Origin of the sequence: Sorangium sp. So ce296 (genome assembly GCF_051529605.1) — a bacterium.
In the GTDB taxonomy this organism is placed as follows: Bacteria; Myxococcota_A; Polyangia; order Polyangiales; family Polyangiaceae; genus Sorangium; species Sorangium cellulosum_D.
In genome coordinates, this window is record NZ_CP150325.1 from 1,882,804 (window position 1) to 1,904,115 (window position 21,312).

At 72.6% G+C, this 21,312-nt stretch carries 20 protein-coding genes and 1 pseudogene; 14 read left to right on the top strand and 7 right to left on the bottom strand.

Features of this window, described 5'->3' with window-relative positions; genetic code table 11:
- Window positions 1-31: 31 nt before the first annotated feature.
- Window positions 32-1,396 (bottom strand): serine/threonine-protein kinase, encoded by a 1,365-nt coding sequence (locus WME98_RS07155; protein ID WP_437950601.1) that lies wholly within the window; start codon window positions 1,394-1,396, stop codon window positions 32-34.
- 388 nt (window positions 1,397-1,784) lie between these two features.
- Here WME98_RS07155 and recA point away from each other — a divergent pair, with 388 nt between their 5' ends.
- The 4 genes from recA to WME98_RS07175 all read left to right on the top strand — a co-directional run bounded on the left by recA (window position 1,785) and on the right by WME98_RS07175 (window position 5,814).
- Window positions 1,785-2,963: a recombinase RecA gene (gene recA, locus WME98_RS07160; RefSeq protein ID WP_437950602.1), complete on the top strand. Its 1,179-nt coding sequence runs from the start codon at window positions 1,785-1,787 to the stop codon at window positions 2,961-2,963.
- A gap of 17 nt (window positions 2,964-2,980) precedes the next feature.
- Window positions 2,981-3,478 carry a phosphohistidine phosphatase SixA gene (gene sixA / locus WME98_RS07165; protein WP_437950603.1) on the top strand — a complete coding sequence of 166 codons (498 nt, stop codon included), beginning with the start codon at window positions 2,981-2,983 and terminating at the stop codon, window positions 3,476-3,478.
- Between the two features lie 315 nt (window positions 3,479-3,793).
- The gene (locus WME98_RS07170) at window positions 3,794-4,654 is read left to right on the top strand and encodes a hypothetical protein (protein WP_437950604.1); all 861 of its coding nucleotides are present in this window, start codon (window positions 3,794-3,796) and stop codon (window positions 4,652-4,654) included.
- 188 nt (window positions 4,655-4,842) lie between these two features.
- Window positions 4,843-5,814, top strand: a complete 972-nt coding sequence (locus WME98_RS07175; protein ID WP_437950605.1) for an HDIG domain-containing metalloprotein — start codon at window positions 4,843-4,845, stop codon at window positions 5,812-5,814.
- Between the two features lie 174 nt (window positions 5,815-5,988).
- Here the strand turns inward: WME98_RS07175 and WME98_RS07180 are convergent, their stop codons facing one another.
- Window positions 5,989-6,723, bottom strand: coding sequence for a hypothetical protein (locus tag WME98_RS07180; protein WP_437950606.1), 735 nt, complete (start codon window positions 6,721-6,723; stop codon window positions 5,989-5,991).
- Between the two features lie 131 nt (window positions 6,724-6,854).
- Between WME98_RS07180 and WME98_RS07185 the strand changes: the two genes are divergently transcribed.
- The 8 genes from WME98_RS07185 (at window position 6,855) to WME98_RS07220 (ending at window position 14,074) form a co-directional block, all read left to right on the top strand.
- Window positions 6,855-8,285, top strand: a complete 1,431-nt coding sequence (locus tag WME98_RS07185) for a hypothetical protein (protein WP_437950607.1) — start codon at window positions 6,855-6,857, stop codon at window positions 8,283-8,285.
- 105 nt (window positions 8,286-8,390) lie between these two features.
- The gene (locus WME98_RS07190; RefSeq protein ID WP_437950608.1) at window positions 8,391-9,599 is read left to right on the top strand and encodes a serine/threonine protein kinase; all 1,209 of its coding nucleotides are present in this window, start codon (window positions 8,391-8,393) and stop codon (window positions 9,597-9,599) included.
- Window positions 9,600-9,709: 110 nt separating this feature from the next.
- Window positions 9,710-10,177: a peroxiredoxin gene (locus WME98_RS07195; protein WP_061622658.1), complete on the top strand. Its 468-nt coding sequence runs from the start codon at window positions 9,710-9,712 to the stop codon at window positions 10,175-10,177.
- A gap of 98 nt (window positions 10,178-10,275) precedes the next feature.
- Complete coding sequence (locus WME98_RS07200; RefSeq protein WP_437950609.1) at window positions 10,276-10,821, top strand: hypothetical protein; 546 nt, start codon at window positions 10,276-10,278, stop codon at window positions 10,819-10,821.
- A gap of 117 nt (window positions 10,822-10,938) precedes the next feature.
- Window positions 10,939-11,298, top strand: coding sequence for a hypothetical protein (locus WME98_RS07205; RefSeq protein ID WP_437950610.1), 360 nt, complete (start codon window positions 10,939-10,941; stop codon window positions 11,296-11,298).
- 345 nt (window positions 11,299-11,643) lie between these two features.
- Window positions 11,644-12,165: a hypothetical protein gene (locus tag WME98_RS07210; RefSeq protein WP_437950611.1), complete on the top strand. Its 522-nt coding sequence runs from the start codon at window positions 11,644-11,646 to the stop codon at window positions 12,163-12,165.
- A 129-nt stretch (window positions 12,166-12,294) separates the two neighbouring features.
- Window positions 12,295-13,110, top strand: a complete 816-nt coding sequence (locus WME98_RS07215; protein WP_437950612.1) for a metallophosphoesterase family protein — start codon at window positions 12,295-12,297, stop codon at window positions 13,108-13,110.
- A gap of 127 nt (window positions 13,111-13,237) precedes the next feature.
- On the top strand, window positions 13,238-14,074 hold the full coding sequence (locus tag WME98_RS07220; RefSeq protein WP_437950613.1) for an alpha/beta hydrolase: 837 nt from the start codon (window positions 13,238-13,240) through the stop codon (window positions 14,072-14,074).
- Between the two features lie 158 nt (window positions 14,075-14,232).
- Here WME98_RS07220 and WME98_RS07225 read toward each other — a convergent pair.
- The 4 genes and pseudogenes from WME98_RS07225 to WME98_RS07240 all read right to left on the bottom strand — a co-directional run.
- Window positions 14,233-14,406: pseudogene (locus tag WME98_RS07225) on the bottom strand (hypothetical protein); the annotation flags it as partial.
- Between the two features lie 25 nt (window positions 14,407-14,431).
- Window positions 14,432-14,926 carry a metallophosphoesterase family protein gene (locus WME98_RS07230; protein WP_437950614.1) on the bottom strand — a complete coding sequence of 165 codons (495 nt, stop codon included), beginning with the start codon at window positions 14,924-14,926 and terminating at the stop codon, window positions 14,432-14,434.
- A 37-nt stretch (window positions 14,927-14,963) separates the two neighbouring features.
- Window positions 14,964-15,710 (bottom strand): metallophosphoesterase family protein, encoded by a 747-nt coding sequence (locus WME98_RS07235; protein ID WP_437950615.1) that lies wholly within the window; start codon window positions 15,708-15,710, stop codon window positions 14,964-14,966.
- Window positions 15,707-16,714, bottom strand: a complete 1,008-nt coding sequence (locus WME98_RS07240; RefSeq protein ID WP_437950616.1) for a hypothetical protein — start codon at window positions 16,712-16,714, stop codon at window positions 15,707-15,709. Before WME98_RS07240 ends, WME98_RS07235 begins: the two co-directional genes overlap by 4 nt.
- 239 nt (window positions 16,715-16,953) lie before the next feature.
- On the opposite strand from WME98_RS07240, the gene WME98_RS07245 reads away from it, so the two are divergent.
- Entirely contained in the window at window positions 16,954-18,360 is a 1,407-nt protein-coding gene (locus WME98_RS07245) for an NAD-dependent succinate-semialdehyde dehydrogenase (RefSeq protein WP_437950617.1), read from the top strand.
- A gap of 22 nt (window positions 18,361-18,382) precedes the next feature.
- Entirely contained in the window at window positions 18,383-18,754 is a 372-nt protein-coding gene (locus WME98_RS07250; protein WP_437332745.1) for a DUF1801 domain-containing protein, read from the top strand.
- 42 nt (window positions 18,755-18,796) lie between these two features.
- Here the strand turns inward: WME98_RS07250 and WME98_RS07255 are convergent, their stop codons facing one another.
- Window positions 18,797-21,223, bottom strand: a complete 2,427-nt coding sequence (locus WME98_RS07255) for a substrate-binding domain-containing protein (protein ID WP_437950618.1) — start codon at window positions 21,221-21,223, stop codon at window positions 18,797-18,799.
- Window positions 21,224-21,312: the final 89 nt, after the last annotated feature.

Genomic DNA, 21,312 nt, shown 5'->3' on the forward strand with positions numbered 1-21,312 from the left:
CGGCGGCGCGCGACCTCGCGCCGGCGCTGGCTCATCGCCGGTGCGGCGTGGTCGCCGCGCCCCGGCGGCGCGGGGGCGCGGCGAGGCTGCTCGCGGCGGTGTCCACGCGCGGCCCGGCGGGCGCGGTGAACGAGGCCGGCGGCAGCGGGCTGTCCTTCACCGCCGTGGTCCCGGCGAGCGCGACCCCGAGGACGGCGGCCCCGAACGCCCACGCCGCCTGCGCCCACCGCCGCCAGGCGGGCAGCGGCTCCGCCTCGTCGGCCGCGCCGCCCCCCGGATCGAGCGACTCGAGCGCGGCGCGCAGCTGCTGCGTGCGGAGGTGGGACGCGTTCCCGAGCACCTGCCCGATCCAGCCGGCGACCAGCGCGTCGTTGCCCGGGTGCGCGGCGCCCGGGACCGCCTCCTCGAGCGCGCGCATCAGCTGCGCGGCCGTCGCCGTGCGCGCGGTGGGCGACTTGGCGAGCGCCTCGGAGACGAGGCGATCGAGCGCGGTCGGGATCGGCTCGCGCGGCGGCGGCGCGCTCAGCCGCTCGGCGAACCCGCGGCGGGACGGGACGGCGCGCGACGACAGCGGCGCGGCGGGCCGCTCGCTCGCGATGTGGGTCATCGTGCTCTCGCTGTCGTCGGCCTGGAAGGGGTGCGCGCCCGAGAGGAGCTCGTAGAGCAGCACCCCCACCCCGAAGAGATCGGCCCGCCGGTCGCACGGCTGCCCCCGGATGTGCTCCGGCGCCATGTACGGCGCGCTGCTCCTGAACAGGAGCGCGCCCCCCTCGCCGCCCGCCGCCGCGGCGAAGGCGCGCCCGCCGTCGCCCCGGAGCGAAGGCCGGCGCTCCGACAGCCGCTCCTCCTCGAACTTCGCGATGCCGAAGTCGACGAGGCGGACGAGCCCCTCGGACGTGATGAGGACGTTGTCGGGCGAGACGTCGTAGTGAAGGAGCTCCCGGGGGTTGCCGACCTCGTCCCGGAGCTCGTGCGCCGCGTCGAGCGCCGCGCAGATCTGGTACGCCAGCCGGGCCGCGGCGAGCACCGGCGCCGGGCGCCCGCGCGCGGCGCGCAGCACCGCCGAGAGGGGCTCGCCGCTGACCCACTCCATGACATAGAAGAGGGTGCCGCCCTCCTCGCCGAGATCCACGACGGGCACCACGTTCGGGTGCCGGATGCGCGCCGCGAGCGCGGCTTCCTCCAGGAACATCCGCACGGCGTCGGGGTCGGGCGAGAGCTCGGGGTGAAGCACCTTGATGGCAAAGAGCTTCTGAAACCCGTGCTCGCGCCTGAGCCGACCCGCCCAGACCTCCCCCGTCTCGCCTGCGGCCACCCGCAGGACGAACTCGTACCGGCCCAGGGAAAACCCCGGGAAAAAGCGGCCCCCGCCCCCCACGCGGAAGGTGTGGCCCACACATGAAGAGTCCGCCAGGGTTCCCGGTGTGCGACGATCACGATTGTTGCCCGGCTTGTGAGACTCCACAGCAGCCGGGAAACGGCGCTTCCGACCGCGACGTCATCGCCCTGTCCGGAGGCGGTCCGCCCGGGCTCGGTCCTGGTTCGGCGCCCGGCGCGGCGCCCGGCGCGGCGCCCGGCGCGGCAACTGCGCGCGCCGCCCGTCCGGCCCGGCCCGGCCGTGCCCTCGCGCGGACGTTTTCGGTCCTATCCGGGGAGCGGGGGTCTTGCTTCCTGAACAACCGGACAGTAAAGCTGCCGGAAACTGTTGCCCCGCACGTCGGGGATCCGGCAGCGTGATCCCCTTCGGACTCCCCCTCCCTTCGGCCCCCCGCCCCGAGGTACGCATGAGCGACGAGAAGAACACCAAGCAGAAGTCTGCCGCCCTGGAGCTCGCGATCGCGAGCGTCGAGAAGGAGTACGGCAAAGGGGCGATCATGCGCCTCAAGGACGGGCAGACGCTGCACGACGAGGTCGCGGCCGTGCCGAGCGGCTCGCTCGGCCTGGACATCGCCCTCGGCATCGGCGGCTACCCGCGCGGACGCATCGTCGAGATCTACGGGCCGGAGTCGAGCGGCAAGACGACCCTCACCCTCCACGCCATCGCGGCCATCCAGCGGGCGGGCGGGACGGCGGCGTTCATCGACGCCGAGCACGCCCTCGACGTGAACTACGCCAAGAAGCTCGGCGTGAAGACCGACGAGCTGCTCATCTCGCAGCCCGACTACGGCGAGCAGGCGCTCGAGATCGCCGACATGCTGGTCCGCTCGAACGCCGTCGACATCATCGTCGTCGACTCCGTCGCCGCGCTCGTCCCCAAGGCGGAGATCGAGGGCGACATGGGCGACAGCCACGTCGGCCTCCAGGCCCGGCTGATGAGCCAGGCGCTCCGCAAGCTGACCGGGACGACCTCCCGCTCGCAGTGCTTGCTGATGTTCATCAACCAGATCCGCATGAAGATCGGCGTCATGTTCGGCAGCCCCGAGACGACGAGCGGCGGCAACGCCCTCAAGTTCTACGCCTCGGTCCGGCTCGACATCCGCCGCATCGGCGCGATCAAGGAGGCGGCCGCGGGCGGCAAGGAGCCGGCGGTCGTCGGCAACCGGACCCGCGTCAAGGTCGTGAAGAACAAGATGGCTCCCCCCTTCCGCGAGGTGGAGTTCGACATCCTCTACGGCCACGGCATCAGCCACAGCGGCGACGTCATCGACCTCGCGACCGAGGCGAGCATCATCGAGAAGAGCGGCTCCTGGTTCTCGTTCCAGGGCGAGCGCATCGGCCAGGGCCGGGAGAACGCCCGCTCCTACCTCGAGCAGCACCCGGCGGTGCTCGAGAAGATCGAGTCGATGGTCCTCGCGAAGCACGGCATCTCCCGCGCCGGCGGGAGCGCCGCGGCGAACGGCGCCGCGGCCGCCGGCCCGAAGGGCGGAGCCGCCGCGGCCGAGCCCCCCGCGCAGGCGAAGGGTCGCGGCGAGGCGGCCCCGTCCGGCCAGGACGCCCGGCGCGCTCCGGGCAAGACGAACTGACGCGGGCCGCCACCGCCATGCACCTCTACGTGATGCGGCACGGCCCGGCGGAGGACCGGTCGGCGAGCGGACGGGACGCGGACCGGAGGCTCACCGCCGAGGGCCGCGACCGCGTCGAGCGGGTCGCGATCGAGCTGCACCGCGTCCGGGGCGGCGCCCCGCTCTCGCGGGTGCTCGCGAGCCCTCTGGCGCGCGCACGCGAGACCGCCGAGATCGTGGCGCCCCGCTGCGGCGCGCCGGAGGTCGAGATCCGGGACGAGCTCTCGGTCGACGCCGACCTGCCGCTCGCGCTCGTCGCGGCGCTCGCCCGAGGCGGGGCCGACGCGCTCCTGGTCGGGCACCAGCCGAACGTGGAGCACCTCGTCCGGACGCTCGTCGACGCGTCCGGCCGGGGCGCGCCCGGCCTGGTCCTCCGCGCCTTCACCACGGCCCTGATCGTCGCCCTCGAGCCCGACCCGCGCGCGCAGGACCGCTGGCGCGTGGTGCGGATCCTCGACCCGCGCGAGCTCGCCTAGCGAGGACGCGCCGCGCGCGCCGTGTCACCGGGATGGAGCGGGAGCAGACGTACGCGTCCGAGGCGGAAGGCTGCGCGACCCGAGCCGGCTCGACCGGAGCGGCTCGTCGCCGCGCCGTGAGGGCCCAGGCAAGTCCATGAATTTGCGGTGGAAATCCAGATCGTGGGCGGGCGGCGGCCAGGGCGCCCGCCGCACCCCCGCAGGCGGGGCCGGCCCCCTGCTTACGTAATCACAAATCCGAATGATTTCGATGATTTCGGCCGCTCGCTTGACAAGGATCCCACCCGAGAATACGCCCAAATAAGGAGGATTGAGATGGCGGGACAGATGGTCTTCCCCTTCGCTCAACCCCCTCCAGGCCGTCTGTCGCGCAGCGGTGGGAAGGGCGCAGCACCCTCTTCCTTGTGGCCGCGCGTCTCGCGGGCCGTCGTCCGGGTGCCCGACCCCCGCCACCATCCGCTCGACATCGCCCTGCCGTCGGGCCAGCCGCAGATCTACGTGCACGAGGGGGCGCGCCAGGCGCTCGTCCGGCGCCTGGAGCTGGCCCAGAAGCGGCCGGTGCTCCTCTCGGTGACCGACAACTACCGGCAGATGATCTCCTCCTCGCTGCGGGAGGGGATCCTGCAGGCGCGCGTCCACCACATGTTCCTGGACGCGCCGGCGGTCGTTCAGGATGCGCTCGTCCGGTACGTGGTGAACCAGGACCGGGCCGCGTCGCTCCTCGTCGGCCAGTACATCGACGAGAACGGCCATCGCATCCGGGCGAGCCGGCCGGTGAGCACGCCGCTCTCGACGCAGGGGCGGACGCACGATCTGTTGACCCTGTTCCAGAAGGTGAACCACACGTACTTCGGCGGCGTGGTCGACGCGCTGATCACCTGGGGCAAGCGGACCAAGGCGCGGAAGCCGCGGCGCACCATCAAGCTCGGGAGCTACTCGGCGGTGGAGCGGCTGATCCGCATCCACCCGGTGCTCGACCGGCCCTGGGTCCCCCGCTACTTCATCTCCTACGTCATCTACCACGAGATGCTCCACCACGTGATGCCCGCGAGCCACGGCAACGGGCGCCGGATGCTCCACCCGCCCCAGTTCCTCGCCCGCGAGCGGCTCTTCCGCGACTACGAGCGCTCCCTCGCGTGGGAGAGGGACCACGTGGGCAGGCTCCTCCGCACCTGACGCGCCGTCTCCGGCGGACCTGCGCGCGCTCCGACGCGACGCGCGACGCGCGACGCGGACGAACCGGCGCCGAGCGACGAACCATTGCGCGGAGTACCGGCTGGCTCTAAACCGGCGGACCCCCGTGCGGGCCGCGCGACCGGCGCGCCGCGGGCGATCCCGTAACCTCGAAAGTGTGGAAGGACAGCGTGCAGGAGATTCTCACCCAGGAAGCGAGCCCGAAGCGGGCGATGGACGCGCTCGAGTGGGCCGTTCAGCGAGCAGAGCGGGCCGAGCCCGCGCAGCCCGAGGCGGCCGCCGAGCCACGCCCCTCGACCCGGGTGATCTCGGGGCGCCCCGCCGACTTCAAGGCGGCGGCGGCGATCTACCTGCCCGACGTCCGCAAGCTGCTCGACCGGATCATGATGAGCGACGACGCCGAGGCCGGGCTCGACGCCCTGCTCGAGTCGGGCGCCCTGGCGGCGATGCTGCCCGAGGTCGAGGCGATGGTGGGGTTCGGCGACGGGGAGTGGCGCCACAAGGACGTCTGGAAGCACACGAAGCAGGTGGTGCGTCAGGCGGTGCCGAGGCTCGAGGTCCGCTGGGCGGCGCTGCTCCATGACATCGGCAAGACGAGGACGCGCACCATCTCGCCGACGGGGGAGGTCCATTTCTTCGGTCACGCCGAGGTCGGCGCGCGCATGTTCGACAAGATCGACCGGCGGCTGCCGCTGTTCTCGAAGGAGGAGGCGCTGAAGGGCAGCATCCGCTTCCTCATCCTGCACCACCTGCGGGCGAGCCAGTACGACCCGTCGTGGACCGACAGCGCGGTGCGGCGCTTCGCGAAGGAGATGGGCGGCTGCCTGAACGACGTGCTCGACCTGTCGCGGGCGGACATCACGACGAAGCGGCCCGAGAAGAAGCGGAAGGGGCTGAAGCAGATCAACGACCTGGCCGAGCGGGTGCTGCATGTCCAGGCCGAGGACGCGGTGGTGCCGCCGCTGCCGAGCGGCATCGGCGACGCCATCATGCAGGCGTTCGGGCTGCCGCCGTCGCGTCGTGTGGGCGAGGTCAAGCGGGCGCTGGAGCAGGCGGTCGAGGCGGGCGAGGTGCCGTCGCACCAGGAGGCGGACGTGTACATCGCGTTCCTCCGGGACAACGCGGCGCGCTTCGGGCTCTGAGGGTCGGCGGCGCGCGGGCGGGGTGCCGAGCCTACCGCCAAGGCGCTCACCGAGCGGCGGGCGACCGCACAGGAGACGGGTCCAGATCGGCGTTTTCGGCGCGGAGGCGCACGGAAGGGCGCTGAGCACCGAAAACGCCGAGATGGGCCCGTATCCGAAGCGGGCGGCCGCCGCTCAGCGGAGCGGGGCCTCGCAGGTGATGCAGCGGGGGGGGACGCCGTCCTTGTGGTAGAGCTCGCCGCAGCGGCCGCAGAGGCGGGCGTCGGCCTCGAAGGCGATGAGCTTGTCCGTGGCCTTGCAGTGAAGGCCGGCCACCTGGGGCGGCTCCAGCGGGCGCACCTCGCCGGCAGCGTCGTCGGGCGCAGGCAGGGCGTCCTCCTTGATGTCGGCGACGCGGCCGGGGATGCGCTTCCTCGCCTCCGAAAGGACGCGGGAAGCCGCTGCGAGATGCGCGCGCAGCGGGATGGCGATCACCGTGCCGCCGCCCTGGACCGTGAGCGCCGACTCCGACAGCAGCAGGCCGGTGACCTCGCTCCAGCCGATGCGCTCGATCTCGCCAGGCCCGTTCTCGAGCGCCACGCCGGCATCGCCGACGCGGACGGGCTTCAGCGACCACTGACCGAACAGGCCCGCCGCAGCGCCGAGGAGGAGCGCACCGACGAGCAGGTACGGAGCAGCAGGGTGCGCGCCCGCCTCCTCGCCCCGGAACCACTGGCCGTAAACGCCCGCACCGGCAAGGAGCGCCGCGACGGACATGCCGAGCAAGGTGAGGGCTAGCTCGAGCGACGCCTTGGGCTCGAAACGACGCTCGCTCCGCGGATCGGTCCGCTGCCGGAGGAGCACCTCGCCACCCTGCCCCGTGGACCCCGAGCCCTTGCGCTTGCGCTTCACCGGTCTGTCGGCTGCCATCGGCGGCTTCCTATCGGAGGAGACGCCCGGACGCAAAGGGGCTCGGCACACCACCAGCGGTCCGCACGGGCAGCCAGCCTGACCCGAGGCTCGCCCGCGCGGCAGGGACGGAGAGGTATGCTGGGACGACCATGAGATCGATGCCCGACGCGGCGACCTACGTCCTGCCCGCGCTCAGCATCGGGCTCGCCGCGCTCGTGTTCCTGGGACCCGGCGCGCAGCGCATGGCCACCGGCGTGCGGGTGTGGGGCGCCCCCGTCGCCGGGAGCGAGGCCCTCGCGCTCCGCGTCGAAGGGGTGCGCCGGCTCCACGGCGCCGACGATCCGGCGGCGCTGCCGGCGATCGAGGTGAGCGCGACGTCCGGGGGGGCGCCGCTCGCGGGATGGAGCGGCTCGACCGGAAAGGACGGGATCGGCGAGGCGCTGCTGCGCGCAGGCGGCGGGCTGAAGGCGCCGGTCGTGGTGCGGATCCGGCGGGGCGGCGACGCGCTCCTGGAGCAGGAGGTGCCGCTCTCGCCCCCGCTCCCCGCGGAGGCGAGCGCGCTGCCCGGCGCGGCGCACGCGAGCGCGCTGCCCGGCGCGGCGCACGGGGAGCTCCGCCTGCGGGTCACGGTCGCGCGGGGCGCCATGGCCGCGCCGTTCCCGGAGCCGGTGCGCGTCGCGGTCGAGACGGAGGACGGAGCGCCCGTGCCGGGGGCGCGCGTGGAGGCGAGCGCCGTCGGGGCGGAGCTCCGGGGGCAGGACAGCGGGCCGGCGCAGATCACCGCCGACGCGCGGGGCGCCGCGGAGCTCACGATCAGGCCGCTGGCGCACACCGTCGAGCTCACGCTGCGCGCGGCGCGCCCCGGGAGCGCGGCGCCGCCCGGGGCGCGGGGCGCGAGCGGCTCCTGGGAAGGGAGGCTGCCCGTGATCCCAGGCGCGATCTGGCTCGACCCGGCCGGCCTCGCGGGCGAGCGGCCGGAGCTACGGCTCACCTCGCCGGCGCCGAAGCCCTACGCCTACGTCTCGATCGGAGGCGGGCACGGTCGCCTGTTCGGGGCGGTGGTCCTGCTCGCGGCCGACGGCGGAGGCTTCTTCTCGGGGACGCTGGCGCTCCCGGACGGGCAGCCGCCCGGCGCCGCGGGATGGGCGGTCGTCGCGAGCGACCCGTACGAGCAAGGCGCGGGCACGGTCGCCTGGCCGCTCTCGCCCGCCGCTAGCCCGGTCGCGCCGCGGCGCGTGGCGCTGCTCGCGGACGGGGTGCCGGCGGCCGAGGCGCGCGAGCGGGCCCGCGCCTCGCGGGCGCGGCGCGCCGGCCTCGTGGTGCTCGGCGCCGCCGGGGCCGCCGAGATGCTCCTGCTCGCGCTCCGCGCCCGGACCGCGCGGCGGCGCCTCGCGGCGCACCTCGCCGCAGCGTCGGGCGGCGAGGGGGAGGACGGAGCCGACGGGGCGCCGCTGTCCAGGGAAGATCGCGGCCGGCTGCTCGCCACCGTACGGGCGGAGCCGGTCCTGTCGGTGCTCGCGCTCGCCGCGCTCGTGGGGCTCTCCTTCGCGGCGGTCGCGGCGCTCGCCACGTTCCGGTGACCCGGGGCGCGCGCGCGGCGCCGCATGGATTTCATCCGCCGCCGGCCCCGAGCCGCTAGACTGGGCACACGAGACGGGACGGGGCGGGAGGACGACAGACAGGGCATGTCCGAGCAGCAGCGGTACCGGGTCATCAAGCGCCTCGCCTCCGGCGGCATGGCGGAGGTCTTCGTCGCCGAGAGCGCGGGGATCGAGGGGTTCAAGAAGCAGGTCGCGATCAAGCGCGTCTTGCCGCAGCTCAGCAAGAAGGAGCAGTTCATCGCGATGTTCCTCGACGAGGCGCGCCTCTCGGCGCACCTCTCGCACTCGAACGTCGTGTCGGTCTTCGACATCGGCGTCGGCGACGGGACCTACTTCATCGTCATGGAGTACGTCGACGGCGCCGACCTCCGGGCCCTCCTCGAGCACCAGAAGAAGGTGGGCCGGCCGATGAGCGTCGAGGTCGCCGCGTTCATGGCCGCGAAGATGTGCCAGGGCCTCGCCTACGCGCACGACCTCGCGACCGCGGACGGAAAGCCGCTCCAGATCGTGCACCGGGACATCACCCCGGCGAACGTGCTCATCACCCGCTACGGCGAGGTGAAGATCGTGGACTTCGGGCTCGCGAAGGCGTCGAGCCAGCTCGCCGAGAGCGACGCGGGCATCATCAAGGGGAAGTTCGGCTACCTGGCGCCGGAGACGGTGCTCGAGCAGGGCGTCGACCAGCGCGTCGACATCTTCGCGCTCGGGATCATCCTCTGGGAGATGCTCGCCGGGCGCCGGCTCTTCCTCGGCGACTCCGACTACATCACGGTGCGGCTCGTGCGCGACGCGGTGGTCCCCTCGCTCCAGCAGATCAACGGCGAGGTGCCGCGCGAGCTCGAGCAGATCATCCGCCGCGCGCTCGCCCGCGATCCGACGGCCCGCTACCACACGGCGCGCGAGCTCGGGCGCGACCTCACCCGCTTCCTCTACCGCTTCGGCCGCCCGGTGAGCGAGGACGACGTGGCCGCGCTCGTGGAGCACGCCAAGGGCGGGCCGGCGCGGGCGGTCGACGGGACGCAGAAGATCGCCGAGCTCATCGACATGATGCTCCTCGAGTTCAAGTCGCTCACGAAGGAGCCGACCTCGAGCGGCAGCGGCCTCAACCTGCTGCCCACCCTGGACGGGTCCACGAGCCTGCTCCACGGGCAGACCCACTCGAGCTCGCACCCCCCGCGCAGCGAGGGGCCGCTCGGCGGGCTCGCCGACGAGCTGGAAGGGCCGGAGTCGCTCCACCAGGACGAGTCCTCCTCGTCGGTGGCGGCCTGGTTCCGGGGGCTCATCCCGCGCTGATCCGGCGCGGGCGGCGGGAGGATTGCCCGGGCGGCACCGCTCCACCACATCAGGACCGTCACCGGCCAGGAGGCGCCGACCTCCGGCCCACAGCCAAAGGCAAAGAGAAGATGAGCGTTGAGATTGGAAAGCCGTTCCCGCGTTTCGCCCTGCCGAACCAGGACGGCAAGACCGTGAAGCTCGAGGACTTCGCGGGCAAATGGCTCGTCGTCTATTTCTATCCGAAGGACGACACGCCGGGTTGCACCATCCAGGGCAAGTCGTTCACGGCCTCCAAGGAGGACTTCGACAAGGCCAACGTCGCCGTGGTCGGCGTGAGCGAGGACGACGTCGCGTCGCACAAGAGCTTCTGCGACAAGTTCTCGTTCACCATCGATCTGCTCGCCGACACGAAGCACGAGCTCCTCAAGGCCGCGGGCGTCGGGCAGAGCGAGTGGAAGGGCAACTTCTACTGGGACCGGACGACCTTCGTCGTCGATCCGCAGGGCGTGCTGCGGAAGACGTACCTGAAGGTGAAGCCCGACGGTCACGAGCAGGCGCTCCTCAAGGACATCGCGGAGCTCAAGGCCCAGGCCTGAGCTGGAGAGCGCCTGCGCCGCGGCGCTCGGGCGGACGTCCTGCACAAACCCTGCTCTCGCTGGATTTGCCAGCGTCGCCCCCCTACCCTCTCGCCTTCGTGGCTGCACGCCTTCCCCTCGCGCCAGGTCGAGCCCTATCGTTCACGGCCTTCGCGGCGCTCGCCGCGGCGGCGCTCGCGACCGCCGCCTCCGCAGGCGCCTGCAAGGCCCCGGGGGGCGGCGGGGACGGCGGCTCGGGCATGGGCGGCGCCGACGGCTGCCCGATGGGGCCGCGACAGGCGATGTTCACCATCGCGGTGCGCGCGAGAGGCGCCCCCGTCCCGCCGGACACCGCCGTTCACGTGGCGTGGAGCGCGGCCGAGGAACCGACCTTCGTCCTGAACGACCCGAGCACCTGGAAGACGCTCGACGAGGCCAACGTGGTGTGCGCCGTCGATCGCGCGAAGCCTCCCCCCGATGCGCTGGAGGAGCTCGTCTGCGAGCTGTGGACCGCAGGGGTGACGCGGGTGGAGATCTCGGGGACAGGCTACCAGGAGTTCGCGCAGACGCTCACGCCCGTCATGAGCGACGAATGCGAGGACTTCGTTCCTCAGGAGGTCGACATCGAGCTCGTGCCGGTGGTGGACGAGGACAGCGAAGAGTAGCCGGCTGGAGGCCACGGGAGCGAGGTCTTCGCTACCTGCCCGGCGCGGCCAGCGGCCCCCCCTCGGGGCGAGGTGAACGTTGCCAAGCCCCAGCTCCGTCCGCTTGTCCAAGGCGGCATGCGCCCCTGTCGCCTTTTCCCCGTGCTCCTCCTCGCCTGCGGTCCGGGCCCGGAAGCCAAGACACCAGCCCCCGCCGGGCAGACGTTCCCCGAAGCCGTCGCGATGATATGCGACGTCGACAGGAGAGCCGGGCTCGATGCAGAAGGCGATCCGATCAGCGTCGGCCAGATGCGGTCGGCGTGGATCGCGGAGCACGTGACCAACCCCGATGGAATCGAGCTCCGCACGATGCTCAGCGTGAAGGGGGCCGCAGAACAGGGCGCCATGCTGCGCGAAGAGGCCCAGAGGGCCGGTCTCGCGCGCTGCGCGCTCGCGGAATCGCTGGCGGAGGACGGGACCGGCGGGCTGTCGCCGTGATGCCACCCGAGTTCGGGACCCGCAGCAGCTGCCGCTGCCGGCCCGCGCTTCGAGAACCTCGCCGCGCCTGTTCCTCTCCGCGGTCCGCCGTCGGCACAGCGTTCTCCGCGGGTGTCTCGATCTTCCGCGGTAGTGCCAGAGGCGACCCCGCCGCCGGCGCAGACGACTCCGCCGCCGGCGCAGACGACTCCGCCGCCGGCGCAGACGACTCCGCCGCCGGCGCAGACGACTCCGAAAAATCAAGGACTGGACGCGGACTTACCGCGTCGCGTCAGGAGCTTGCTCTCGTTTTGACGAGCTCGCTCGGCGCCCGTACGGTCCCCCTTTCAAGCGGGAGGTTTTCACGTGCAGAACAAGGTAGGCAACGTCGTACCGTCGGAGAAGGTGATCCAGGGGCTGGTCGAGCAGCTGGCGGCGATCGAAGGCAAGGTGAAGGCGTTCACCGTCGAGCTCACGGCGGAGGAGCGCAAGGCCACCACGAAGATGCGCACCGGAGGCGAGCCCATCGCAAGGCTCGTCGGGGAGCTGGCCCACGCCAATGGCGTCGCGCTCCCCAAGATCAGCGTCGAGGAGATGAAGGCCGATCTGCTCCTGATCGATCGCATGAAGCCGCTCCAGGCCGCGCTCGACGACCTTTCCCAGCGGATCGCCGACACCATCCTGCAGGCCCAGAGCGAGGCATGGTGGACCGCGACGGCCTATTACACCACGCTATCCCGGATGGCGGCCGCGGACGCGAAGCTCGAGCGTTCCCTCAAGCCGGCGGTCGACTTCTTCGCGATCGGCCGGAGGAAGAAGCCCGCTGAGCCGCCTGCAGACAAGAAGCCCGCAGAGCAACCTGCGGTGCCGGCGGACGGCGACGCGTAAAGGCCGCTCGCGCAGCCGAGCCGTCCTTTCCGTCCTTTCCCCGCAGGAGCGCCGAACGAGATCTCCGCCGGCACGATCACGACACGCCGGCCTGCTTACGCCCGTTCCCCGGCGGGGCTACCCTGCACCATGCCCGCGCCGACCCCGCTCCGCCTCGCCTGGGCGACCGACGTCCACCTCAACTTCCTCTCTCGCGAGGATCTCGCCGGCTTCTGCGCGACCCTCGCCGCCACGGCCTGCGACGCCGTCCTCTTCACCGGCGACATCGCCGAGGCCGCGAGCCTCCGCCCCCTCCTCGAGACCGTCGCCCGGGCCATCGAGCGCCCGCTCTACTTCGTCCTCGGCAACCACGACTTCTACCGCGGAAGCATCGCCGCCGTGCGCGCCGAGGCCGCCGAGCTCTCCGTCACCTCCCCGTGGCTCAGGTGGCTCCCGTCGATCCCACCGCTCGAGCTCGGCCCGGACACCGCCCTCGTCGGCCACGACGGCTGGGCCGACGCCCGCCTCGGCAATGACGAGAGGTCGCCCGTGACGCTCAACGATTACGTGCTCATCGAGGAGCTCGCCTCCCTCGATCGGAATCGCCGGAGAGAAACCCTGCATCGCCTCGGCGACGAGGCCGCGGCGTACCTCCGCCGCGTCCTGCCCGAAGCCCTCGAGCGGTACGGGCGCGTGATCGTGGCCACGCATGTCCCGCCGTTCAAGGAGGCCTGCTGGCATGAAGGCCAGATCTCCAACGACGATTGGCTCCCGCACTTCACCTGCAAGGCCGCAGGCGAGGCGATCCGCGAGGCCGCCGAGCGACACCCGGAGCGGCGAATCGAGGTGCTCTGCGGCCATACCCACGGCGCCGGCGTGGCGGAGATCCTCCCGAACCTCGTCGTACGCACCGGCGGCGCCGAGTACGGCGAGCCCGCGGTGCAGGGCGTGATCGTGGCGACCTAGGCCGCCATCCAGCCGCGGCGCGCGCCCTGCCGCCCTCGCGGACGTCGCCACGCATACCGTCCGGCCCCGCCGCGACGTATCCTCACACGCCCGCCGCCCCCGCCGACCTCCACGGAACCGGTCATCCATGCCGACGAACGATCCCGACAGCCAGCTCGACTCCCTCCTCCGCGCGCTCGAAGCGAGCCCTGACGCCGCCGGCGTCTTCTATCCCAGGCAGGTGCCGAAGAGCCCGCGGGGCGGCGCGACGGACTACGACATCCCCGTCGGCCCCGGGGTCGCCGTCGGGGCGCGATGGCACCTCGCCGACCCGAAGAACCCGACCGTGCTCGCCTTCCACGGCAATGGCGAGACCGTCCCCGACTACGACGACATCGCCGAGATGTGGCGGGACATCGGGCTCAACCTCTTCATCGTCGATTACCGTGGCTACGGCTGGAGCGGCGGCCGGCCGACGCTGCGCTCGCTCCACGACGACCCGGCGAAGGTCGCCGACTTCTTCGAGCGGGAGCTCGCCGAGAAGAGCCGCGCCGCTGGCCTCGACCGGCCGCCCGCGCCGCTGCTCTTCGGGCGCTCGCTCGGCAGCTCGCCCGCGTCGCGCATCGCCAGCGAGCGCGGCCACGCCTACCGCGCGCTGATCCTCGAGAGCGGCTTCAGCGACGTGCGGCACCTCCTCGCCCTCTTCCGGATCGAGCTCGGCGACCTGCGCGACGAGGCGCACCGCCGCTTCTCCAACCCGGAGCTCCTGAAGCGCGTCGAGATCCCCGTCCTCACCCTGCACGGCGCGCACGACAGCCTGCTCCCGCCGTTCCACGCCCGCGAGAACCACGCGGCCGTCCCGCACGAGAAGAAGGAGCTCTGCCTCATCAATGGCGCCGGGCACAACGATATCCTCCTCTTCGCGCCGGCCTATTTCGGCGCGATTCGCGACTTCCTGCAGGAGCACGGAGGCCGGCGCTCATAGAGCGGTTTTCAGCTGGGACTGATACGCCGTCGTCCGCCGCTCGTCTCCGTCTCTCGTCTCTCGTCTCTCGTCCCCGTCTCTCGTCTCCGTCCTCCGTGCGCGTGCGCGTGCGCGTTGACTCCGGGGAATCGCGCACGCGCACGCGCACGAAGGACGAGCACGGAAGACGGAAGACGGAAGACGGAAGACGGAAGACGGAAGACGGAAGACGGAAGACGGAAGACGGAAGACGGAAGACGGAAGACGGAAGACGGAAGACGGAAGACGGAAGACGGAAGACGGAAGACGGAAGACGGAAGACGGAAGACGGAAGACGGAAGACGGAAGACGTCTGCAGGAGCCCGAGCGAAAACCGCTCTAAGGGGACGCGATTTCGAGCGGCACGATCTCGGCCGTCACCGCGGCGCCTCGCACGATCAGCCGGGCGACCGACAGCGGCAGCTTGAAGCGGCGCGGCCCCGCGCTCCCGGGATTCAGGAAGAGCACGCCGTCCTGCTCCCGGATCCCCGGCCGGTGCGAGTGCCCCGCCACCACCGCCGCATACCCCGCCGCGCCGTCGCCCGGACCGAGCTCCTTGACGTCGTGCAGCACGAGCAGGGTCGCGCCCGAGACCCGCACCGTCGCCCGCTCCGGCAAGCCGTCCGCCCAGCGCCCGCGATCGTTGTTGCCGCGCACCGCCGTCACGGGCGCGATCGCCGCGAGCGCGGCGAGCACCTCGGGGCCGCCGACGTCGCCCGCGTGCACGATCAGCTCCGAGCCCGCGAGCGCGGCCAGCGCCTCCGGTCGCACCAGGCCGTGCGTGTCGGAGATGACCCCGATCCGGTGCTCCCGCTGCGCTCGTCGCTTCGTCATGAGGACCCAAGAGGAGACTCCATCCGGCGCGCGTCCCTCACACCTCGATGACGAGGAACGATCGCCCGGTGAGCTTCTTGAGCAGCGGCATGGCCACGTTGTAGACCGGCGTCCCCCTCGGCGTGCGCCCCTCGAGCGCCCCATGGTGCGCGTGGCCGTGGAACACGACGTCGGCGCCGTACAGATCGATCGGCGCGACCAGCCGGCTCGTCCCAAGGAAAGGCCTTATCTCCACGTTCTCGCCGACCGTCGTCTCCGGGATCGGCGTGTAATGCATGATCACGATCCGCTTGTCGCTGTCGAGCTGCGACAGCGCCGCCTCGAGCTTCAGCGCCTCGGTCACGGCCTCCTGGACAAAGGCCTTGAGCGGGCCCTCGCCGAACGCCTGCAGCGTCGCGCTCCCGAACCCGCCCATGAACCCCTTCACGCCCGCAACCCCGATGTCGTCGCGCAGGATCAGGTGATCCCCGTCGAGCACCTCGACGCCCGCGTCGCCGAGGAGCCTCGTGACCTCGGCGCCCGAGCCGCGGTCGAGATCGTGGTTGCCGAGCACCGCAGCGCACGGCACCGACAGCCCGGAGAGCGCGTCGGCCAGCACCTTCGCCTCCTCGGGGTGGCCGCGATCGGTGAGATCGCCGCACAGGACGAGCAGCTCGGCCTCCGCGTTCACCGCCCGCACGAGCTCGCGCATCCTGCCGCCGTGCTCCGGCCGGCAATGCAGGTCCGAGGCCGCCGCGACGCGCCGCTTGCCGTGATCCCCGCTGCCCCCGGCGACGGCGCTCATGATCCCGGCTTGCGGAGCCGCGCCGCCTCGACCTCCGCCCCTAGACGATCCGCGCCGCAGGGCGCCCCCTCGCGGACCTGCGCCCCCGCGTTGCCGACGCGCCGCCGCGCCGCCCCGGACCGCCGGCGCTTCCGGCACGGCAACCCCAGCGCCGCCTCGGGCGCGGGGCCGGCGGGCGCAGCCACGAGCCCGAGCTTCTCGTAATCGTGCGCGTACTGCCGCCGGCTGATCAGGTTCCCCCGGCAGACCCGGAGCGGCGCGTCGCCGGCCCGCGACTGCTCCAGCGTGCGCCGGCAGAGCTCCGCCACGAGCCACTCGGGCACCCGGCTCCGCGCGCCGGGATAGACGAAGCGGTACAGCGTGACGTGCGCGAACAGGACCTCCCAGTACGGGCCGAACCGGTCGAGGAGCCGCTCCCAGTCCATCTCGTCGCCGCACGCGTAGATGAGGTGGTTCACGTCGGCCCCGTCGTACCGCTCCCGCTCGTCCACGAACGCCTTCGTGAAGATGATCTCCTCGACCGGCGCGATCAGACAGGAGTGCCCGAGGATCGTCGCCGGGCGCGCGTGCTCGAACCAGCCGCCGTCCACCACGGCCAGGCCGTTGCTCGACGAGAAGATGAGATCGATGAAGCGATCGCCGGCATACGCCTTCCCGATCCACCGCGGGTCGAGCAGCGACGTCTCGAAGCCAACCCGCTCGAGCGCCCTGAACGCCGCCGGCACCTCCCGCTCCTCCAGCATCACGTCGAGATCCTTCGTGTCGCGGAAGATGCCGGTGTACGCAAAGAAGGCATACGCCCCCGCCACCATGAAGGGCACGCCGGCGCACAGGAGCGACTCCAGCGCCCTTACCCTCACCTCCAGCTCGCCCGCGCGGGACAGCAGGCCGGCGGCGTCGTCGGCGGCCGGCGGGGCGAGCGCCGCGCGCTCGCCGGCCCGCGTCGCCCGGGCTGAACCCGCGCGCTCCGCGTCGAAGACGGCAGGGGATCCGCTGCGGGCCATCCCGCTCTGCGTAATGAACAGGACGTGCGATGGCGACCCCCCTCCGCCCCCACCCTGCGCTCGCGGACGACGCATCGACGCGGCAGCGGGAACAGAGGCGGGTTCGTCCTCGCTGACCATTGCAAGAAGAGGCAGGTCTGGCTCAAGCTCGCCTGCCGGGATCGCTCGGCGCGCTCTCGGCTGGCAGGAGACGGGGCGCGGCCCCCCCGGCGCTCGAAGCTCGAAGAGGAGGCACATCCGTGAACACCGCGATCGCGACGATCAATCCAGCGACGGGAGAGACGCTCGAGACCTTCGAGCCCCTCTCGTCGGCGGCGCTGGAGCAGAAGGTGGCGCGCGCGCACGCCACGTTCCGCAGCTTCCGGCAGACCCCGGTCGCCGAGCGCGCCCAGAAGCTCCGCCGGGCGGCCGAGATCCTGGAGGCCGAGAAGGAGCAGCTCGGGCGGCTCATGACGCTCGAGATGGGCAAGACCATCGGCTCCGCCGTCGCCGAGGCCCAGAAGTGCGCGACCGTGTGCCGCTACTACGCCGACAACGCCGAGCGCCTGCTCGCCCCCGAGGAGGTCGCCACCGACGCCGGCAAGAGCTACGTGGCGTTCCACCCGCTCGGCCCGGTGCTCGCCATCATGCCGTGGAACTTCCCGTTCTGGCAGGTCTTCCGGTTCGCCGCGCCGGCGCTCGTCGCCGGCAACGTCGGCCTCCTCAAGCACGCGTCGAACGTCCCCCGCTGCGCGCTCGCCATCGAGGACATCCTCCGCCGGGCCGGCTTCCCGGAGGGCGCCTTCCAGGCGCTGCTCACCGGGACCGACGTGGTGCCGCGCCTGCTCGCCGATCCGCGCGTCGCGGCCGCGACGCTCACCGGCAGCGAGAACGCGGGGCGCAGCGTCGGCGCCCACGCGGGCAAGCACCTGAAGAAGGTGGTGCTGGAGCTCGGCGGCAGCGATCCGTTCATCGTCCTGCCGAGCGCCGACCTCAACGCCGCCGTCGGGACCGCGATCAAGGCGCGCATCATCAACAACGGCCAGTCCTGCATCGCGGCGAAGCGCTTCATCGTGCACGAGTCGGTCGTGCCGGAGTTCGAGCAGCGCTTCGTCGCGGCGATGCGGCGCCTCCGGGTGGGCGATCCGATGGACCCGTCGGTCGACGTCGGGCCGCTCGCCACGGCGCAGATCGCCGCGGAGCTCGAGGAGCAGGTGCGGGCCTCGGTGGCCGCGGGCGCGCTCCTGCTCACCGGCGGCAAGCGGCTGAAGGGGCCGGGCAACTACTTCCCGCCGACCGTGCTCACCGACGTCCGGAGCCCCTCCCCGGCGGCCGACGACGAGCTCTTCGGCCCGGTGGCCGCCGTCTTCCGCGTCGCCGACATCGACGAGGCCATCCACATGGCGAACTCCACCCGGTTCGGCCTCGGGGCGAGCGCCTGGACCCGCGACCCCCAGGAGCGCGAGCGCCTCATCGACGAGCTCGAGGCCGGCCAGGTGTTCATCAACGGGATGGTCGTGTCCGACCCGCGGCTGCCGTTCGGCGGGGTCAAGATGTCCGGCCACGGCCGCGAGCTCTCGTCGTACGGTCTGCGCGAGTTCGTGAACATCAAGACCGTCTGGATCGCGAAGGACGAGCGGCCGAGGGGCCTGCCAGCAACCGAGTAGAACCGAGTAGACGGAGTAGATCGTGTCCGACGATCCGGCCGTAACCGCTCTGCTGAGCGAGTATCCTCCCGCAGCGCAGCAGCTGACCTTGCGCGTGCGCAAGCTGCTCCTCCGCATCATCCCCGACGTGCACGAGCACGTCTATCCAGGCTGGCGGATCATCAGCTTCCGCATGGGGGACGCGCACAAGCACCAGATCTGCTGGCTCGCCCCGCAGCGCTTCGGCGTGAACCTCGGCTTCGAGCACGGCGCCGAGCTGCCCGATCCGGGCGGCCTGCTCACCGGCGACGCCAAGCGGGCCAGCAACGTCCATATCCGCTCGGCCAAGGACGTGGACGTCGCCAAGATCGCCGCGCTGGTCGCGGCCGCCGTCGAGCTCCGCCGGGACCGCTGACGGCGCGGGGCCGCGCGGCGCGAGGGCGGCGGGCGCCGCGGCTCAGGAGCGCCGGTAGACCACCCGCCCGCCGGTCTTGCCCAGCGCGTACGAGAACCCGAGCTCCAGCGTGGAGCGGGTGACGATGCCCCCGAGGTCGAGCCCCTGATCCACCATGAGCCGCGCCGCCTCCGGCGCGATCCCGACGAGCACGACCTCGGACCCGAGCATCGCGGCGGCGCGCGCCGCCTGCGCGATGTGGCTCGCCGCGCTCGCGTCGACGACCGCCATGCCGGTCACGTCGATGATCACGGCGCGCGCCTTGTGCTCGGAGATCTCCTGCAGCATCGCCTCGATGAAGCGGCCGGAGCGCTGCGCGTCCAGCGTGCCGACGATCGGCATGACGAGGACGCCGGGCGCGATCGGCACGGCCGGGCTCGACATCGCGGCGATCGTGTCGAGGAGCGCCTCCTGGCGGCGGCTCAGCGACTCGAGCTCCCGCGTCCGCTCCTTGATCCGCGAGAGGAGCCGCGCGTTCTCGAGCACGACGGCCGCCACGGAGGCCACGCGCTCGATCAGCGCCAGGTCGTTCGCCGAGCACGCGTCGGGCCGCGGGCTGCTCAGCATGACGACCCCGAGGACCGCCTCCCGGGAGAGCAGCGGCACGCCGACCAGCGTGCGCGCGCCGTTCCAGCGGGCCTCGACGACGTCGCTGAAGTGCTGGTACTCGCTCGACGCGGTGTCGATGACGAGCGAGCTGCACGAGCTCATCACCCGGCCCACGAGGGAGTCCTCCACGACCGGCGCGCGCTCGTCGTCGACGAGGCTCTCGCGCTCGGCCATGCCGATCACCAGAAACTCGAGCGGCCGCCCGCGGCCCGACGCGCCCAGCCGGCGGTTCGTGATCCGGCGGGCGGAGCTCATGGCGAGGTGATCCGAGAGCGCCACCGAGAACGGCGTGCGCTCGACCGTCACGACGTCGAGGCCCGTGTCGATGAAGCGCGACGCCGGCAGGGCCTCGAGCGCCGCCTCGACGCCGCGCGTGGCCATGTCGTAGAGCACCTGCACGCCGCGGTACCCCATGTCGTACTCGCGCTGCACGACCGCGGCGTGGAGCACGCCGTCCTGGAGCATGGCGACCGTGGACGTGATGAGGTCGAAGGCGACGAGCTTGAGATCCCCGGACCGGCCGAGCGTCACCGAGGCCGCGCCGAAGCTCGGGCCGTTCTCGCTGCACACCCCGAACGCGCCGGCGATCTCGGGGTCGTCGCGCAGCGCGGAGGTGGCGAGCTCGATCCCGCGCGCGGGGTCGAAGTGGTTCTCGAGGGGCGCGCCGATGCGGATCGCCGAGCCGGCGACGGCCTCGCGGAAGCCCTCGAGGCGCTCGCCCGCGTTGGACACGGCGAAGGAGGCCGCCTGGGTCACGACCAGGCCGCCCTGCGGCAGGAGCCGCAGCATCACCTCGCCCGCGAGCCTGCCGGCGACCCGGTTGTCGGTCCCGATGTAGACCGGGGCCGCGCTGCCCTGCACGGTCGGCGAGTCGATCGCGACCACCGCGACGCCCGCGGCGACCGCGCGGCGGATGAGCGGCTCGAGCGCGGCCGGATCGATCGGCGCGACGGCGATGCCCTTCACGCCCCGGCGGAGCCCTTCCTCGAACAGCGCCTCCTGCGACGCGGGGTCGGCGCCCATCCCGCTCCTGAACTCCACCGCCACCCGCAGATCCCGCCCCGCGGCCAGCGCGCCGTCGCGCACGTTGTTCCAGTACGCCGTCATCGGCCGGCGAGGGGCCTTGTAGAGGCGCAGCGTGCGCCGCGCGTCCGCCGCGGGCTCGCGCCCCGCGTCCTCCAGGATGGCGAGGTCGATCGTGCCCCAGCGCGGGCCCGTCTGCACGCTCCGGATGCCGTCCGCGAGCGTCTCGATGAGCTCCACGAGGTCGACCGACTCGGCGACGGAGCTCAGCACCTCCTCGAGCAGGCGCAGCTCCTGGGCGACCTGCGCCTTCTCCTCGAACAGGCCGCGCCGCTCGAGCGCGGCGCCCGCGCTCTCCGCGACCGACTCCACGAGCGCGCGGTACGGGCCCGAGAGCGGCGCGTCGTCCGGCTGCTCCAGCGCGAGGTAGGCGCCCGGCCCTCCGAACAGGGGCACCGGCACGACCTGCACGTACGCGCCCTCGGGCGGCCAGCCGGGCCGCTCCGCGACCTCGGGCAGGTGCGCCCGGTACCACGCGGCCGCGGGGACGAGGCACGGGCCGCGCGCCGCCTCGGGCGCGGCGGCCGGACCGAACGGCGCCGACGCGCTCAGCAGCCCGCCGTCCGACGGCGTGCGCAGCTTGCCCGGCAGGATGCCGTCGAGCCCCACGGTCGCCGTGTACACGAGCCGCCGTCCCGCGCGCACCAGCAGGCCGCCGCGCTGCGCGCCCGGGAGGCTGGCCATGGCGCGCTGCACCAGGTGGTGGAGCGTCGAGAAAACATCGAGTCCGGTATTCATGCAGATCCGTTCAGCCGGTCACCCGGTCGCTCGCCGCGCGCGACGCGAGGGGCACTGCACTAGCAGGCGCGAGCGGCCTCGTGCTTGTC